Source organism: Nonomuraea corallina (genome assembly GCF_027620315.1).
Taxonomy (GTDB): Bacteria; Actinomycetota; Actinomycetes; order Streptosporangiales; family Streptosporangiaceae; genus Nonomuraea; species Nonomuraea corallina.
In genome coordinates this window covers 1-16,628 of the sequence record NZ_JAPNNL010000164.1, presented here as the reverse complement: position 1 = coordinate 16,628, position 16,628 = coordinate 1, and the positions used below count along the sequence as shown (strand labels likewise).

Here is a 16,628-nt window from a genome sequence, read left to right as displayed (position 1 = left end):
GGCGGCCCGGCCGGTGTTCGTCGCCGGGCGCGGCGCCCGTCACGCCCGGCGTGAGCTGGAGGAGCTGGCCGAGCGGACCGGAGCCCTGCTGGCCACCTCGGCCGTGGCCAAGGGACTGTTCCGCGGCAGCCCCTGGGACCTCGACGTGAGCGGCGGATTCGCCACGCCGCTCGCCGCCGAGCTGATCCGCGGGGCCGACCTGGTGGTGGGCTGGGGCTGCGCGCTCAACATGTGGACCACCCGCCACGGCTCGCTGATCGGCCCCGGCGCGAAGGTCGCCCAGGTGGACCTGGACCGGGACGTCACCGGCCGGCACGTGCACGCCGACCTCGGCGTCGTCGGCGACGTGGCCGAGGTCGCCCGGGCGCTCACGGGCCCGGGGGCCGCGCGGGCCGGTTACCGCTCGCCGGAGCTGGCCGGGCGCATCCGGGCCGAGGGCCGCTGGCGCGCGGTCCCGTACCAGGACGAGAGCGGCGGCGGCCGCATCGACCCCCGCACCCTCACCGCCGGGCTCGACGACCTGCTGCCCGCCGAGCGGATCGTGGCGACCGACTCCGGCAACTTCATGGGCTACCCGGCGATGTTCCTGGACGTGCCCGACGAGCAGGGGTTCTGCTTCACCCAGGCGTTCCAGGCGATCGGGCTCGGGCTCGCGACCGCCATCGGCGCCGCCGTGGCCCGGCCCGACCGGCTGCCGGTCGCGGCCCTCGGCGACGGCGGCGCGTTCATGGGCATCGCCGAGCTGGAGACCGTCGTCAGGCTCGGGCTGCCCATGGTGGTCGTGGTCTACGACGACGAGGCCTACGGCGCGGAGGTGCACCACTTCGGCCCGCACGGCCATCCTCTGGAGACGGTCCGGTTCCCGCCCGCCGACCTGGCCGCCATCGCGCGCGGGTACGGGTTCGCGGCCGTGACCGTCACCAGGGCGGACGACCTGGCGGGCGTGGCCGACTGGATCGAGGGCCCGCGCGACCGGCCTCTGCTGGTGCACGCCAAGGTCACCGGCGAGCGCCCCGCCTGGTGGCTGGAGGAGGCGTTCAAGGGCCACTAGTCAGAGCTTGCGGTAGGTGCGGGCCTCCTCGGCGGCGGACAGCACCCCCGCCAGCGCGGCCCCGCCGCCGGCCGCGACGGCCGCCGCGATCGCGCCTTCGACGAACGGCACGTCCGCCAGCACGACCCGGCCCGGCTGCTCCATCAGGCGGGCGGTGAGCACCGCGCTGCCCAGGTCGGGGATGAGCAGCACGCCGTCGCCCTGGTCGACCTCGCGCACCGCCGCCTCGATGCGGTCCATGCTGACGCCGAGCCCGCCGTCGTCGTCGCCGCCGGCCGCCGCGACCGGGGTCTCGCGGCCGGCGATGCCGCGGGTCAGCTCCACCGCCGCCGCGGCCAGCCCCGCGCTGTGGGAGACGAGGACCAGGCCCACCATTACGCCGCCGCCTCCGCCAGTGACGCCACGATCAACGCCGAGGACGCCGCCCCTGGGTCCTCGTGGCCGATGCTCCGCTCGCCCAGATAGCTCGCGCGGCCCTTGCGGGCGCGCAGCGGGATCGTCGCCTTCGCGCCCTCCTCGGCCGCGCGCGCCGCCCGTTCGAACGCCTTGCGCTCGTCGGCGCCTTCCTGTACGGCCTGCGTCAGCGCGCGGGCGGCCGGAGCCAGGGCGTCGATCATGGTCTTGTCGCCCTGGGCGGCCTTGCCCAGCCGCTCCACCGCCAGCACCCCCGACGCGAACGCCGCCGCGAACCCGGCCGGCGTCGCCGGCACGTCCAGGGACTTGCCCAGCTGCCGGAAGAACGACCCGTACAGCGGGCCGGAGGCGCCGCCCACCCGGCGGATCAGCGTCGTGCCCGCGGACACCAGCACCTGCGCGGGCGAGGTCGGCGGCCACTCGGTCAGCGCCTTGCCCACCTCGGTGAAGCCGCGGTCGAGGTTGGCGCCGTGGTCGGCGTCGCCGATCGCGGCGTCCAGGCCGGTGAGCCGGTCGCGGTGCAGCCGGACCGTCCCGGCCGCCAGCGTCATCCAGGCGAGGAAGAAGTCGGTGCCCAGCATCCCGGACATCAGCGCCCCCACCGCAGGCCGGGGGTCTCGACCGGGGCGTCCCACAGCCGGGTCAGGTCGTCGTCCAGGCGGCAGACCGTCACCGAGAAGCCCTGCATGTCGAGGCTCGTCACGTAGTCGCCGACCAGCGAGCGCGCCACCCTTGCGCCCTTGCCCCGGACGAACGCGTCGACCTCGGCGAACACCACGTACAGCTCGATCAGCGGGGTGCCGCCCATGCCGTTGACCAGGACCAGCAGGTCGCCCCGGAGCGGCAGGTCGGCGTGGATCGCCTCCATGGCGGTGGCGGCCAGCTCACGCGCGGTGGCCATCGGCGCGCGCGACCTGCCGGGCTCGCCGTGGATGCCGATGCCCAGCTCCACCTGGTCGTCCGGCAGGTCGAAGGTGGGCTTGCCGGCCGCGGGCGTCACGCAGGAGGTCAGGGCGACGCCGAAGGAGCGGCTGCGCTCGTCGACCTCACGGGCCGCGCGGGCCACCTCCTCCAGCGGGGCGTCCTGCTCGGCCAGCGCCCCGGCGATCTTCTCCACGAACAGGGTCGCCCCGGTGCCGCGACGGCCCGCCGTGTAGAGGGAGTCCCGCACCGCCACGTCGTCGTCGACCAGCACGCTCTCCACCCGGACGTCGTCGCACAGCTCGGCGGCCATCTCGAAGTTCAGCACGTCGCCGGTGTAGTTCTTGACGACGTGCAGCACGCCCGCGCCGCCGTCGACCGCCCTGGTGGCCTCGACGATCTGGTCGGGCACGGGGGAGGTGAAGATCTCACCGGGGCAGGCGGCGTCGAGCATGCCGTGGCCCACGAAGGCGGCGTGCAGCGGCTCGTGCCCCGATCCGCCGCCGGAGACCAGGCCCACCTTGCCGGGGCGGGGACCCTCCGCCCGGTAGACCACGCGGTCGCGGACCCGCAGCGAGGGATGCGCCGCGGCCAGCCCGGCGAGCGCGTCCTCGACCACGGACCCGGCCGTGTTGATGAGCTTCTTCATGGTCAGAACATCTGCCCGTTTTCCCTCGGCGGCAAGCCCCGGACGCCGAGGGGCGAGCATCAGGCGGAGTAGGCTACCTTCTGCACATGGCCGAGATCGTGTACCCGCCGGTGGTCGCCGCCGCGCGGACCTTGTTTCGCGTGCTGGACTACCGCTTCCACCTGGAGGGCACCGAGCACGTGCCGAAGACCGGCGGCGCCGTCCTGGTGAGCAACCACATCAGCTACCTCGACTTCATCTTCGCCGGGTACGCGGCGCTGCCGGCCAAGCGGCTGGTGCGGTTCATGGCCAAGCAGGACGTGTTCGACCACCCCGTGTCCGGTCCGCTGATGCGCGGTATGAAGCACATCCCGGTCGACCGGGGCGCGGGCGCGGGCTCGTACGCGACCGCGCTGCGGATGCTCAAGGCCGGCGAGGTGGTCGGGGTGTTCGCCGAGGCCACGATCAGCCGTTCGTTCACGGTCAAGGACATCAAGAACGGCGCGATCCGGATGGCGCAGGCGACCAACGTCCCGCTCATCCCGGTCGGGCTGTGGGGCACGCAGCGGCTGTGGACCAAGGGCAGGAAGCGGCACATCCTCCAGCGCCACGTGCCGATCACGATCCTGGTGGGCGAGCCCATCCACCCGAAGCGCGGCGAGGACGTCAACGCCCACACCGAGGCCCTGCACGCGCGGCTGTCGGAGCTGGTCGACCGGGCGCAGCGCACCTACCCGGAGATCCCGCAGGGCGTGTGGTGGCAGCCCGCGCACCTCGGCGGCACCGCGCCCACCCCGGAGGAGGCGGCGGCGATGGACGCGGCCGAGGCCGAGGCCCGCGCGAAGAAGGCGGCGGCCGGCGACTCCCGCGAGGAGGCGGCAGGCGCCTGAGGGCGCGGCGGCGTCCTGCGACTCCGGCGGGGGCCGCGCCGGACGGACGCCTGGCGTCCCGTACGAGCTAGATGGCCGCCTGGTAGGCGCCGGCGCGCATGCCCGCCAGCACCGTCTCCGTCTGCGTCAGCGAGTAGCGGCGGGCCGGGTCGTGGTGGAGCAGCCCTTCGATGAGGGGGCGCATGACCCCGGCCCGGCGCGGCGGCGGGAACGGCCCGCTGCGCGCCATGCCGAGCACGGTCGCGGCGTCCTGGCCCGGGTAGGGCGGCTGCCCCTCGATGGCGCTGTAGAGCGTGGCGCCGAACGACCACATGTCGGCCTCCTTGCTGGCCGGGCCGCCGTAGAGCCGCTCGGGGGCCATGAACGCGGGGGTGCCGCGCAGCCGCCTGGAGGTCGTGGTCTTGCGGATGTCGCCCTCGGCGGTGGCGATGCCGAAGTCGGTCAGCACCACCCGGTCGCCGGTCAGCATGACGTTGGCCGGCTTCACGTCACGGTGGAGCACCCCGGCCTGGTGCGCGGTGCGCAGCGCGGCCAGCAGGTGACGGCCGATCGCGGCCACCGACTGCGCGGGGAGCGTGCCCACCTGGGAGAGCAGCTGGTGCATGGAGAGCCCGTCGAGGTACTCCATCACGATCCAGAGCTTGCCGCCCTCCTCGATGAGGTCGTGGACCGTGACGATGTTCGGGTGGGTCAGCCGGGCGGCCATCCGCGCCTCGCGCAGCACGCGCCGGCGCACCATCTCGGCCTCGCCGGTGAGCGTCAGCTCCTTCAGCGCCACCTCTCGGTGGAGCAGCCGGTCGAACGCGCGCCAGACGACGCCCATGCCCCCACGACCGGCCTCCTCGTTCAGGAGGTACCGTCCGCCGATCTCCCGCATACCATCCCCTCATTGACAGGGGTAATCATGTCATCTCAGCGCGGCCTTGTGGGTCCCTAACGTGATCCGGATATGTCGGGAATGGTAACGCCGCTGGTCACCCGCCGGGAATTCGGCGAGAATACGACCCGGCCTATCCAGTAGACCGCGAGCAACTGGACCGCCGCCGACCCGAGGAACACCGCGGGCAGCCCGGCCGCCTCTCCGGCGAGCCCGCCCAGCGCCGCGCCCAGGGGCATGCCGCCCATCCCGATCAGCCGGTAGGCGGCGTTGACCCGGCCGAGGAGTTCGCCGGGGATGATCCGTTGCCGGCTGGTGATCACGAGCACGTTCGCCGCGGCCCCGGCCACGCCCCAGCCGGCCGCAGTCGCGTACAGCAGCCAGGGGACCGGCAGCAGGACCGGGACCAGGTGCAGCAGGGCGACGACCGCCCAGAGCGCGACGAAGGCGGGCGCGTCCCCGGCCAGCCGGCCGGCCCGTCCCGCCACCATCGAGCCGGCCAGGGCCCCGACGGCGAACACGGTCAGCATGAGGCCGTAGCCGCTCGGCGTCAGCCCCATCGCCGAGCCCTCGCCCACCACCCAGAGCACCAGCACCCCGAAGTACGCGGCCCCGGCCGTGTTGAGCACCCCCGCCACCAGGGCCAGGGTGCGCAGGAACGGGTGCGACCACAGGTAGCGCAGCGACTCGGCGATCTCCCGTGCCACCGGCCGCGGCGCCTCCCGAGAGGGCCGGAAGCGGCCGCGCATGCCCAGCAGGAGCAGCCCGGCGGCCCCGTACAGGATCCCCGGCGCGCCCAGCACGGCGGCGGGCAGGGCCGTGACGAGCAGGCCCGCGAGCGGCGCCCCGGCGAAGTCGTTGCCGAGGATCTGGGCGCCGACGACGCGGCCGTTGGCCCGGGTGAGGCCGGCATCGGGCACGGTCATCGGCAGCACGGCCTGGGCCGAGGTGTCGGCGAACACCTCGGACGCGCACGCCAGGACCACGGCGGCCAGCAGCAGCCACAGGTTCATCAGGCCGAGCGCGGCCAGCGCCGTCGCGGCGGCGAGCACCGCGACGCGCGCGGCGTTCGCCACCACCATGATCCGCCGCCGGTCCAGCCGGTCGACGAGCGCGCCGGCGGGCAGGGCGAGCAGCAGCCACGGCAGCGACGCCGCCGCCCCCGCGAGGGCCACCAGGGCGGGGGAGCGGGTGAACGAGACCGCCATCAGCGGCGCGCCGACCTTCAGCACGCCGTCGGCGAGGTTGGACAGCGCGGTGGACGACAACAGGAAGCCGAACGATCGGCCGAGACGCGCCAAGGCGGGCTCCGTTAGTGTGTAAAGAGAACTGTGCATGGATTCCTTTGCAAAGTTAGGTTTGCACGCTGTGGATCGCAAGAGCTATTCCGCCAGGACCCTCGACCCGGGCGCGCTCAAGTCCTTCGCCCACCCCCTCCGGCTGCGCCTGTACGAACTGCTGGAGGAGCGCGGCCCCGCCACCGCCACCCAGCTCGCCGGCCTCGTCGGGGAGAACACCGGCGCCACCAGCTACCACCTGCGCGAGCTGGCCAGACACCGGATGATCGAGGTCGTGCCGGGGATGGGCCGGGGCAAGGAGAAGTACTGGCGGGTGACGCCGGGCGGCTTCTCCTACGGGGACGCCGACCCGGACCCGGAGGCGGCCCGGGCGCTGGAGTTCCTCCTGGACGACCTGGTCCGGCAGCGCGGCGCCGAACTGTCCCGCTGGCGTGAGGAGGAGCGGGACACGCCGCAGGAGTGGGTGCGGGCGAGCGGCCTCGGCCGCCGCGCGCTGCGCCTGACGCCGGAGGAGACGACGGCGATGCGGGACGCGGTCTTCGCGGTGCTGGAGGACTATCGCGCCCTGTCGGACTCCCGGCTCCCCGCGTCGGCGGCGGACCCAGGGTTCGGCCACGTCGTCGTGCACTTCGACGTCTTCCCGGTGCGGGCGGACCGGGACCCGGAGCCGTGAGACCTGGTGCCGTCGCCGGGTGAACATCTCGGGGGCGCCCCGCGTACCTCAAGGTGACCGAGCCTCAAGACGGCCGGTTCGAGGATCCGGAAGGGGTTGACGGCACGTGCGATCTCGACAGGGACGGCGCCGTCTCGCTCTCGCCGCGGCCTGCCTCGCGAGCGTCGCCGCCGGCACGGCCTGCACGGCTCCCGCCGCGCCGCAGCCGGCCGACACGGCGCGGCCGGCCGACGCGGTGCCGACGGACATCCCGGAGGAGCTGATGGCGCCGCCCGCGACCAGCCTGACCGGCCAGGGGGACGCGGAACCGGGGGAGGGCGGCGCCCGGGCGACGAAGTGGGGGCCGCTGTCCGCGGCCGACCAGGACCTGATCAGGAAGGTCCGCCTCGCCACGCTGTGGGAGATGACGATCGCCCAGGAGGCGATCCAGCGCGGAGACAGCGCGCGCGTACGGGAGATCAGCCGTGAGATCTCCGCCCAGCACCACGACCTCGACGAGAAGGCCCGCGACCTGGCCCAGAAGCTGGACGTGCGGCTGCCGGTGCGGCCCACCGAGGACCAGCAGCGATGGATGGCCGACATCTCCGGCAGATCGGGCCGGGACTACGACGTGACGTACGTGAAGTGGCTGCGGCTGGCGCACGGGCAGATCTTCGGTCTCATCGGGCAGGTGCGCGGCAGCACGCAGAACACCCTGGTGCGCACGTTCGCGGAGACCTGCAACGCGGCCGTGCTGAACCATCAGCGGCTGCTGGAGAGCACCGGGCTGGCCGGGCCTGAGGCGTTCCCTGACCCGCCGGAGGTGTGATCCGTACCCGGCTTTCCAAAAAGGGACGGGTCGGGTTAGGTTTGCCTAACCTGACTTATTCGAGGAGAGCCGCCCATGATCGAGCCCTTCCGCATGTTCGGCGTCCGCGTCGGCAGGCTGGACCGGCTGAGCCCGTCGTTCCTGCGCGTCACGTTCACCGGCGACGACCTGCGGCACTTCGCCGACAACGGCTACGACCAGCGCGTCAAGCTCATCCTGCCGGTGCCGTCGCACGGCCTGAGCCGGCTGCCCCAGGGCTCCGACTGGTACGGGCAGTGGCGGGCCATGCCCGACCAGGACCGCAACCCGATGCGCACCTACACCGTCCGCCGCGCCCGCCCCGAGGCGCGCGAGCTGGAGGTGGACATCGTGCTGCACGGCGACGCCGGCCCGATGTCGCGGTGGGCGTGCGCGGCCGAGGTGGGGGACGAACTTGTGATCATCGGGCCGGACGGCCGCTACGAGGGCCCGCCGTCGGGCCTGGAGTTCCGTCCCCCGCAGGGCACCGGGGCGGTGCTGATCGCCGGCGACGAGACCGCCGCGCCCGCCATCTGCTCCATCCTGGAACGGCTGCCCGCCGGCGCCACGGGCGAGGCGTTCGTCGAGGTCGCCACCCGGGGCGACTTCCTGCCGTCGGAGACCGGCAGCGCGGTCAAGGTCACCTGGCTGGCCAGGGACGGCGCGCCGCACGGCGCCCACCTCGTCCCGGCGGTGCGCGAGGCGGCCCGGCGGCTGCTGCCCCCGCTGCCCGCGCCGGACGACTTCCAGGACGTGGACGTCGACGCCGCCGCGCTGTGGGAGGTGCCGGAGGCGCCGTCAGGCCCGCTGTACGCGTGGCTGGCGGGCGAGGCGGCGGTGATCAGGAAGCTCCGGCGGCACCTGGTGGCCGAGTGCGGCATGGACCGGCGCGCGGTGGCCTTCATGGGCTACTGGCGCCTGGGCCGCTCCGAGGACTGGGCCGCCTGAGCGCTCGACCTGAGCGCCCGGTCTGAGCGCCCGGTCTGAGCGCCCGGTCTGAGCGTCCGGTCCGGTCACCAGGCCAGGTCGCCCCCGGCGCTGTCGCCGCGCCAGACGACCGTGTGCGACCCGGCGTCGAGATCGGCGCGGATCAGCTCGTACATGGTCACGCCGCACGGCGCCTTGGCGGGGTCCGGGGTGGGTGTCTCGCCGGTCATGGGATGGGGCATGGTGCTCGCGTCGTACCCGCGTACCAGCACGTGCCGCCCGCCCGGAGCCAGGGCCATGCCGTCCACCTCGCCGCAGGTCAGCGTGAGCACGGTCCGCACCGGCGCCGCCCCGTCGAAGATCGCGACCGAGCGCCCGGAGGCGCGGAGCGTGCGCCCGTCGGGAAGGGGGAGGACGTGGGTGTTCCACCCGTCCCGGGGCGCGACGGCCCGGCCCAGGGCACGCCGGTCTCCCGGGGGCAGGCGGGTGTCCAGAGCGGTCTGGAGGCCGGCCACCTGGGGCTCGCCGGGCAGGGCGAGCCGGTGCTCGTCCAGCCAGTAGAGGGAGTGTCCCTGGACCTGCCATTCCCGCCGGGGCCCGAGCACCCCGGTGAACTGCTTGTCGTCCCCGGCGACGTGGGCGTTGCGGACGTAGGCGATCCGGCCGCGGGGTGACACGGCGAGGTCGTGGACGATTCCCCTCATCCTGCCGGACACGGGCTCGCCGAGCTCGACGTCGCCTTGGGCGTTCACCCTCAGCCGGTGCAGGCGGGAGGTCGAGCCGCGCGGCGAGTAGTGGGTCGCCCAGGCCTCGCCGTGGCTGACCACGCTCGCGTAGTAGTGCCCCGGCTCACCCGCCGGCGCCAGCGCCTGGACGACCGCCACCCGCCGGCCGACGTAGAGCTCGGCGGGCTCCACCCGGCCCTGGTCCAGGTCGAGGACATGGGCGAAGCCACCTCCGGCGAGCGCGTACCGCGGCGTGCCGTACGCGCTCAGCGCCGGCCCGGCCAACCGGTCCGCCAGCGGCGGCACCAGGGGGAGCAGCGGCACCGCGGCCAGCACCGCCGCCACGGCCGCCGCGAGCCGCCACAGCGACCCCCGGTCCGGCCGTGTCCTCGCCCCCGCGATCCCGGCCAGGACGACCAGTGCCGCGGGCGAGGTGATCCAGTGGAGGGCGACCAGGAAAGGACGGTAGGGCGACGGCTCCGGTAGGCAGCCGGGCGTCGGCTCGGCCGGCGGGCGCAGCGACTCCTCCAGGACGAACAGCGCCTCCGGCGCCAGCAGCACCCCGAGCGCCAGCCCCGCCGCCCGCGTGTGCGCGCCGTGCCGTACGGCCAGCACCATCAGCCCGGCCAGCAGGAACGGCCCCGCGTCGACCAGCAGCACCCCGGCGTACTCGGCCACGTCGGCGGCCGTGCGGCGCCGTTCGGGCACGGCGACCGGCGCCCGGACGGCGCACATGATCCTCTTCGGAGGAGACAGCAGCGGCCGGACGAACTCCCAGACGAACGCCCCGGCGGCCAGCGCCCACCAGAACACCGCGTACGGCCGCTGCCGCGACAGGTCAGACACCGGAGGCGGCCTTCCGACAGCGGGAAGCAGAAGATCATGGACTCTAGCAGCAGGGTTGCCCGTGCGATAGAGGGGTAGCCGAATGAGAAGCCGGTAGCGCGCGGGGGGCGCCATGGAAGGCTTCACACTCACGTACGACCACTTCGACCCCGAGGCCGAGCAGTTGCGCGAGGCGATCACCTCGACCGGGAACGGCTACTTCTGCACCCGGGGCACGGCCGAATGGGAGGACTTCGGGGAGATCCACTACCCGGGCACGTACACCCACGGCGGCTACAACCGGGAGACCACGATCTTCGACGGTCATCCGGTGCTCAACGAGGACCTGGTCAACCTGCCGAACTGGCTGCCGCTGAAGCTCCGCGTCGAGGGGGAGCCGGCGGTCCGGTTCGGGAACGTGGAGGTGCTCGACTACCGGCACTCCTACGACGTCCGCCTCGCCCTGGTGGAGCGCTACCTGCGCTTCCGCGACGAGGCCGGGCGCGTGACGAGCCTGCGCAGCCGCCGGTTCGTCAGCATGGCGCACAGCCACCAGGCCGCGATCGAGTGGACGCTCACGCCGGAGAACTGGTCGGGCCGGGTCGAGGTGGTCACCGCCCTGGACGGCCGGATGACCAACCAGATCGTGGCCCGCTACCGCGAGCTGGAGGGGCGCCACCTGGACCCGGTGTCGCCGCGCACGTTCGGCCCCGAGGTGATCGCGCTCAAGGTGAAGACCCGCCAGTCCGACATCTACATCGCCCAGGCCGCCCGCACCCGCGCCTTCCACGGCGACCGCCCGGCAGAGACCGAGCGGCGGCTGCACCAGATGCAGGACTACATCCAGCAGGTGCTCAGCTTCGACGTCGAGGAGGGCCGGCCGAGCCGGGTCGAGAAGCTCGTCTCCGTCTTCACCTCGCACGACAACGCCATCACCGAGCCGCTGGCCGCCGCCGGCCGGCACGTGCTGCGCTATCCCGACTTCGCCGGGGCGCTGGACGAGCACGACTCGGCCTGGACCGAGCTGTGGGACAGCTGCGACGTGCGGCTGCCCCGCGAGCCGCGCGCCCAGGTGCTGCTGCGCCTGCACATCTCGCACGTGCTGCAGGTCTGCTCCCGCCACACCGCCCGGCACGACGCCGGGGTCCCCGCCCGCGGCCTCAACGGCGAGGCGTACCGGGGGCACGTCTTCTGGGACGAGATGTACGTCTACCCGTTCCTCAACCTGCGCCTTCCCGAGATCACCCGGTCCTTGCTGCTGTACCGGCACCGGCGCCTGACCGAGGCCCGCGCCGCGGCGGCCGAGGCCGGCCACCGGGGCGCCATGTTCCCCTGGCAGAGCGGCAGCGACGGCACCGAGGAGACCCAGCGGGTGCACCTCAACCCGCTGTCCGGCCAGTGGGACCCGGATCTCAGCCACCGGCAGCGGCACGTCAACGCGGCGATCTTCTACAACGTGTGGCGGTACTTCCAGGCCACCGACGACCTGGAGTTCCTGCGCGACTACGGCGCCGAGCTGATGCTGGAGATCGCCCGTTTCTGGGCGTCGATCGCGCACCTCGACCCGGAGACCGGACGGTACGAGATCCACGGCGTGATGGGCCCCGACGAGTTCCACGAGCGCTACCCGGACTCCGAGGAGCCCGGCCTGCGCAACAACGCCTACACCAACGTCATGGCGGCCTGGATCGCCCACACCGCGCCCAAGGTGCTCGACCTGCTGCCCAGCAGCCGCGCCGCGATGATCCGCCGCCACCTCCAGGTGACCGACGAGGAGCTGGAGACCTGGCGGCACATGAGCCGCCGCATGTGCGTCCCGTTTCACGACGGCGTGATCAGCCAGTTCGAGGGCTACGCGGGCCTGGAGGAGCTCGACTGGGCCGGCTACCGGGACCGCTACCGCAACGTCCAGCGCATGGACCGGATCCTCAGGGCCGAGGGCAGGGACCCCAACCGCTACAAGATGTCCAAGCAGGCGGACGCGGTCATGCTGTTCTTCCTCTTCGACGAGGAGGAGCTGAGCGAGCTGTTCGGCCGGCTCGGCTACGACTACGACCGCGACCTGGCCAGGCGGACGATCGAGTACTACGACGAGCGCACCACCCACGGCTCGACGCTCAGCTTCGTCACCTACGCGGGGGTGCTGGCCGGCGTCGACCCGGAGAGCTCGTGGGAACGCTACCTGGTGGCGCTGGAGAGCGACGTCAACGACGTGCAGGGCGGCACCACCAAGGAGGGCATCCACATGGGCGTCATGTCCGGGACCCTCGACCTGCTGCAGCGCAGCTACGTCGGCACCAGCATCACCGGCGACGTGCTGAGGGTGGCGCCCCGCCTGGTCGACCGGCTCGACGGCGTCACGTTCTGCATGCGCTTCCGGGGCACCACGCTCCGGCTGGCCGTCGAGGGGGACAAGCTCATCCTGTCGGCCCAGGCGGAGGGGTTCCGCGGCCCGCTGCACGTGGGTGTGGGCGACGACGTCCGCGAGCTGACCCCGGGAGGCACCTGCGTCTTCGCGATCCCCGGAGGCGTCCCCGGGACCGCCTCCGGCCGGTGACAGATCCGAGAGAGGGGCGCGCCATGCCCATGACGGGATTCAAAGGGGCGATCTTCGACGTCGACGGCGTGCTCGTGGACTCGCCGCATCAGCGCGCCTGGAAGGAGGCGCTGCGCGAGCTGATGGAGGGGGAGTGGGCCGGCATCCGCGAGCGCAGCAGCTGGTCGGACGACCGGTTCACGCCGGAGGTCTACCAGCGGGTCCTGTCGGGCAAGCCGCGGATGAGCGGCGCGCTGGCCGCGCTGCGGTACTTCGACGTGCCGGACGCCGAGGACCGGGTCGAGACGTACGCCGAGCACAAGCAGCGGCTGGTCATCCGGCTGATCGAAGCGGGGGAGTTCACCGCCTACCCGGACGCGCTCAGGTTCGCGCTGGCCGTCCACGGGGCGGGCGTCCCGGCGGCGGTGGCGTCCTCGTCCAAGAACGCCGGCCTGTTCCTCGGGCGGATCCGGCTCGACACGTTCGCGGCCGAGCAGGGCCTGGCCTACGACTTCATCCAGCCGGGCCAGACGCTCGCCGGCTTCTTCGACGCCGACCTGTCCGGCCGCGACTTCGCGCACGGCAAGCCCGACCCGGAGATCTTCGTCACCGCGGCGGCCGAGCTGCACGTGCCGCCTGAGGACTGTTTCGTGGTCGAGGACGCGGTCAGCGGCGTCCAGGCCGCCAAGGCCGGCGGGATGGCGGGGCTCGGGGTGGCCCGCGCGGACGACCAGCGAATGCTCGCCGACGCCCACGCCGACCTCGTCGTCACCAGCCTCGACGAGGTGGACCTGGGCGCCCTGGCCGAGCACCGGCTCGACCGCCGTGCCCCCTGACCGCCGCCTGACCGCCGCCTGACCGCCGCCTGACCGCCGGTTGACCGCCGGTTGAGGCGCCCGCGCCCCCGGTTCGCGTGGAGACCGAGGGCGCGGGACGGATCGGACCGTCAGCCCATGTGCGGGTAACGGTGGTCGGTCGGCGGGGCGAACGTCTCCTTGATCGCGCGGGCGCTCACCCACCTGACCAGGTTGTACAGCGAGCCCGCCTTGTCGTTGGTGCCCGAGGCGCGGCCACCGCCGAACGGCTGCTGGCCCACGACCGCCCCGGTCGGCTTGTCGTTGACGTAGAAGTTGCCCGCCGCGAAGCGGAGCCGCTCCGACGCCGCCCTGATCGCGTACCGGTCCTGGGCGATGAACGCGCCGGTCAGCGCGTACGGGCTCACGCCCTCCATCTGGTCGAGCACGGTGTCGAAGTCGGCGTCGTCGTAGACGTGCACGCCCAGGATCGGCCCGAAGTACTCCTTGATGAAGATCTCGTCGGTCGGGTCGGCGCACTCCAGGACGGTCGGCTTCACGAAATAGCCGGTGGAGTCGTCGTACGAGCCCGTCAGCACGTCGATCCCCGAGGACGCGCGGGCCCGGTCGATGGCCGCCTTGTGCTTGGCGAAGGCCCGGTCGTCGATGACCGCGCCCATGAACGTCGACAGGTCCGACGCCACGTCGCCCACGGTCAGCGACTCGGCCACGGCCACGAAGTCGTCGCGCATCCGGCTCCACAGCGAGCGCGGCACGTACGCCCGCGACGCCGCCGAGCACTTCTGGCCCTGGTACTCGAAGGCGCCCCTGATCAGCGCCGTCGACAGCACCGCCGGGTCGGCCGACGGGTGGGCCAGCACGAAGTCCTTGCCGCCGGTCTCGCCGACCAGGCGCGGGTAGCCGCGGTAGGAGGCGATGTTCTCGCCGACGGTGCGCCACAGGTGCTGGAACGTCGCCGTCGAGCCGGTGAAGTGGATGCCGGCCAGGTCGGGGTGGGTGAGCGCCACCTCCGAGACGGCCTCGCCGTAGCCGGTCACCAGGTTGATGACGCCCGGCGGCAGCCCGGCCTCCTCCAGCAGCCGCATCGTGAAGTGGGCCGCGAACTGCTGCGTCGGCGACGGCTTCCACACCACCACGTTGCCCATCAGCGCGGCCGAGGTCGGCAGGTTGCCGGCGATCGCGGTGAAGTTGAACGGCGTGATCGCCAGCACGAAGCCCTCGAGCGGGCGGTACTCCATCCGGTTCCACACGCCGGGCGACGAGATCGGCTGGTCGGCGTAGATCTGCCGGGCGTAGGCCACGTTGAACCGCAGGAAGTCGATCAGCTCGCAGGCCGCGTCGATCTCGGCCTGCTGGGCCGACTTGGACTGGCCGAGCACGGTGGCCGCGTTCAGCGTCGCCCGCCACGGCCCCGCCAGCAGGTCGGCGGCCTTGAGGAAGATCGCCGCCCGCTCGTCGAACGGCAGCGCGCGCCAGGCCGGCGCGGCGGCCAGCGCCGCGTCGATCGCCGCGCGCACGTCCTGCGCGCCCGCCTCCCGGGTACGGCCCAGCACGGCGCTCTTGTTGTGCGGCTGGACCACGTCGATCGGGGCGCCGCCGCCGAGCCGCTGGTCACCGCCGATCGTCATGGTCAGGTCGAGCGAGGCGCCGGCCAGCTCCTTGATCCGGGCCTCCAGGGCGGTCCGCTCCGCGCTGCCGGGAGCGTACCCGAGGACCGTCTCGTTGGCCGGGGCCGGGACGTTGCTGATGGCATCCATGATCACTTGCCTCCAAGGGCACGAAGGAAGAAGGCGACGTTGGCCGGGCGCTCCGCCAGGCGGCGCATGAAGTAGCCGTACCAGTCGTCGCCGTAGGGGACGTAGACGCGGACCGTGTGACCGGCTCCGGCCAGGGCCTCCTGCCGGTCCGTGCGGATCCCGTACAGCATCTGGTACTCGTAGTCGCCCCGGGAGCGACCGTGGCGGTCGGCGAGCAGCTCCGTGATGGAGATCAGCCGGTCGTCGTGGGTCGCCACCATGGGATACCCCTGCCCCTCCATGAGGATGCGCAGGCATCGCACGTACGCCTTGTCCACGGCGGCCTTGCCCTGGTGGGCGACCGAGGCGGGCTCCCGGTAGGCGCCCTTGACCAGCCGCACCCGCGACCCCTCGTGCGCGAGCGCGCGGCAGTCGTCCTCGCTGCGGTACAGGTAGGCCTGGACGGCCACGCCCGTCGACGGGTGGTCGCGGCGCAGCTCGCGCAGGATCCGCAGGGTGGAGTCGACCGTGGTGTGGTCCTCCATGTCGAGCGTGACGGTGGCGCCCGCCGCCGCGGCGCCGGCGCAGATGGCCCGCGCGTTCTCCAGTGCCAGGTCCTCGTCGAGCGCCTGCCCGACCGCCGACAGCTTCACCGACACCTCGGCGGCGCCTCCCAGCTCCAGCGGCCCCAGCTCCTCCAGCAGCGTGAGGTACGCCTTCGTGATGGCCGTGGCGTCGCCCGCGTCGCGGGTCTCCTCGCCGAGATGGTCGACCGTGACGGACAGCCCGGCTTCGCGCAGCCGGAGGATCGCCTCGCGCGCCTCCGGCACGCTCTCGCCGGCGACGAACCGGTCGACGACCCTGCGGGTGAGCGGGAAGCCCGACACGGACCGGCGCACCAGCCGGCTCCCCGATGCGGCGAGCAGTACGTGTCCCAACATGCTTTCCAGCCTAAAACCGCAGGTCAGCCAGTGCTATGGACGCGAGTAACGCCAGATGTGGCAGGCTGTCATACACATGCACAACACCGCTGATCTGCAGGACATCGTCGACGAGATCGCGGGCCTGCTCGGCGCCTCGGCGACGCTGGAGGACCGCTCCTTCCGCCTGCTCGCGTACGGCGCGCAGCACGGCGACATCGACACCGTGCGCCAGGAGTCCATCCTGCGCCGGCGCGCCTCCCCGGAGGTGCGCGACTACTTCGAACGCTACGGCATCGCGCGGGCCCACGGCCCGGTCCGCATCCCCGCCGACGAAGGGCTCAAGGTGCTGGCCAGGATCTGCTGGCCGCTGCGCCACGGCGAGGTCACCTACGGCTACCTGTGGCTGCTCGACTCCGGCAGCCTCACCGACGCCAGGCTGGGCCGCGTCGCCCCGCTCGTGGCCCGGGCCGCCGCCGCGCTCGCCCGGGAGGCCAGGAGCAGGCAGGACCTCGGCCGGCGCCTCGACGCGCTGCTGTCGCCCGCCCCGGAGGAGCGGGCCGCCG

At 73.2% G+C, this 16,628-nt stretch carries 15 protein-coding genes and 1 pseudogene; 8 read left to right on the top strand and 8 right to left on the bottom strand.

What is annotated here, in order from left to right:
• Positions 1–1,051 (top strand): thiamine pyrophosphate-binding protein (locus tag OUY22_RS29530; RefSeq protein WP_270158475.1); only part of this gene is annotated, 1,051 nt, incomplete at its 5' end.
• On the opposite strand, the gene OUY22_RS29525 is transcribed toward OUY22_RS29530, so the two are convergent.
• From OUY22_RS29525 to dhaK, 3 genes are read right to left on the bottom strand one after another with little or no spacing between them, the layout of a single operon-like run.
• A complete protein-coding gene (locus tag OUY22_RS29525) occupies positions 1,052–1,426 on the bottom strand; it encodes a PTS-dependent dihydroxyacetone kinase phosphotransferase subunit DhaM (RefSeq protein ID WP_270158474.1) in 375 nt (124 codons plus the stop codon).
• Positions 1,426–2,055: a dihydroxyacetone kinase subunit DhaL gene (dhaL, locus tag OUY22_RS29520; RefSeq protein WP_270158473.1), complete on the bottom strand. Its 630-nt coding sequence runs from the start codon at positions 2,053–2,055 to the stop codon at positions 1,426–1,428. Before dhaL ends, OUY22_RS29525 begins: the two co-directional genes overlap by 1 nt.
• A complete protein-coding gene (dhaK, locus tag OUY22_RS29515; protein ID WP_270158472.1) occupies positions 2,055–3,035 on the bottom strand; it encodes a dihydroxyacetone kinase subunit DhaK in 981 nt (326 codons plus the stop codon). The genes dhaL and dhaK overlap by 1 nt, the downstream gene beginning before the upstream one ends.
• A gap of 86 nt (positions 3,036–3,121) precedes the next feature.
• Between dhaK and OUY22_RS29510 the strand changes: the two genes are divergently transcribed.
• A complete protein-coding gene (locus tag OUY22_RS29510; RefSeq protein WP_270158471.1) occupies positions 3,122–3,904 on the top strand; it encodes a lysophospholipid acyltransferase family protein in 783 nt (260 codons plus the stop codon).
• 67 nt (positions 3,905–3,971) lie between these two features.
• Here OUY22_RS29510 and OUY22_RS29505 read toward each other — a convergent pair whose 3' ends face one another.
• A complete protein-coding gene (locus OUY22_RS29505) occupies positions 3,972–4,781 on the bottom strand; it encodes a serine/threonine-protein kinase (protein ID WP_270158470.1) in 810 nt (269 codons plus the stop codon).
• A 56-nt stretch (positions 4,782–4,837) separates the two neighbouring features.
• Entirely contained in the window at positions 4,838–6,082 is a 1,245-nt protein-coding gene (locus OUY22_RS29500; RefSeq protein ID WP_270158469.1) for an MFS transporter, read from the bottom strand.
• 67 nt (positions 6,083–6,149) lie between these two features.
• Here OUY22_RS29500 and OUY22_RS29495 point away from each other — a divergent pair, with 67 nt between their 5' ends.
• The 3 genes from OUY22_RS29495 (at position 6,150) to OUY22_RS29485 (ending at position 8,526) form a co-directional block, all read left to right on the top strand.
• On the top strand, positions 6,150–6,752 hold the full coding sequence (locus OUY22_RS29495; RefSeq protein WP_270158468.1) for a helix-turn-helix domain-containing protein: 603 nt from the start codon (positions 6,150–6,152) through the stop codon (positions 6,750–6,752).
• Positions 6,753–6,858: 106 nt separating this feature from the next.
• Positions 6,859–7,560 (top strand): DUF4142 domain-containing protein, encoded by a 702-nt coding sequence (locus tag OUY22_RS29490; protein ID WP_270158467.1) that lies wholly within the window; start codon positions 6,859–6,861, stop codon positions 7,558–7,560.
• A 75-nt stretch (positions 7,561–7,635) separates the two neighbouring features.
• Positions 7,636–8,526 (top strand): siderophore-interacting protein, encoded by an 891-nt coding sequence (locus OUY22_RS29485; RefSeq protein WP_270158466.1) that lies wholly within the window; start codon positions 7,636–7,638, stop codon positions 8,524–8,526.
• 65 nt (positions 8,527–8,591) lie between these two features.
• Here the strand turns inward: OUY22_RS29485 and OUY22_RS29480 are convergent, their stop codons facing one another.
• Positions 8,592–10,076, bottom strand: a complete 1,485-nt coding sequence (locus tag OUY22_RS29480; protein ID WP_270158465.1) for a hypothetical protein — start codon at positions 10,074–10,076, stop codon at positions 8,592–8,594.
• A 112-nt stretch (positions 10,077–10,188) separates the two neighbouring features.
• Between OUY22_RS29480 and OUY22_RS29475 the strand changes: the two genes are divergently transcribed.
• Positions 10,189–12,612 carry a glycoside hydrolase family 65 protein gene (locus tag OUY22_RS29475; RefSeq protein ID WP_270158464.1) on the top strand — a complete coding sequence of 808 codons (2,424 nt, stop codon included), beginning with the start codon at positions 10,189–10,191 and terminating at the stop codon, positions 12,610–12,612.
• A 29-nt stretch (positions 12,613–12,641) separates the two neighbouring features.
• On the top strand, positions 12,642–13,427 hold the full coding sequence (locus OUY22_RS29470) for an HAD family hydrolase (RefSeq protein WP_270158463.1): 786 nt from the start codon (positions 12,642–12,644) through the stop codon (positions 13,425–13,427).
• Positions 13,428–13,537: 110 nt separating this feature from the next.
• Here OUY22_RS29470 and pruA read toward each other — a convergent pair whose 3' ends face one another.
• Together pruA and OUY22_RS29460 are read right to left on the bottom strand one after the other, a co-directional pair.
• The gene (pruA, locus tag OUY22_RS29465) at positions 13,538–15,163 is read right to left on the bottom strand and encodes an L-glutamate gamma-semialdehyde dehydrogenase (RefSeq protein ID WP_270158462.1); all 1,626 of its coding nucleotides are present in this window, start codon (positions 15,161–15,163) and stop codon (positions 13,538–13,540) included.
• 2 nt (positions 15,164–15,165) lie between these two features.
• Positions 15,166–16,083: a proline dehydrogenase family protein gene (locus OUY22_RS29460; protein ID WP_270158461.1), complete on the bottom strand. Its 918-nt coding sequence runs from the start codon at positions 16,081–16,083 to the stop codon at positions 15,166–15,168.
• A 76-nt stretch (positions 16,084–16,159) separates the two neighbouring features.
• On the opposite strand from OUY22_RS29460, the pseudogene OUY22_RS29455 reads away from it, so the two are divergent.
• A pseudogene (locus OUY22_RS29455) lies at positions 16,160–16,628 on the top strand (PucR family transcriptional regulator); the annotation flags it as partial.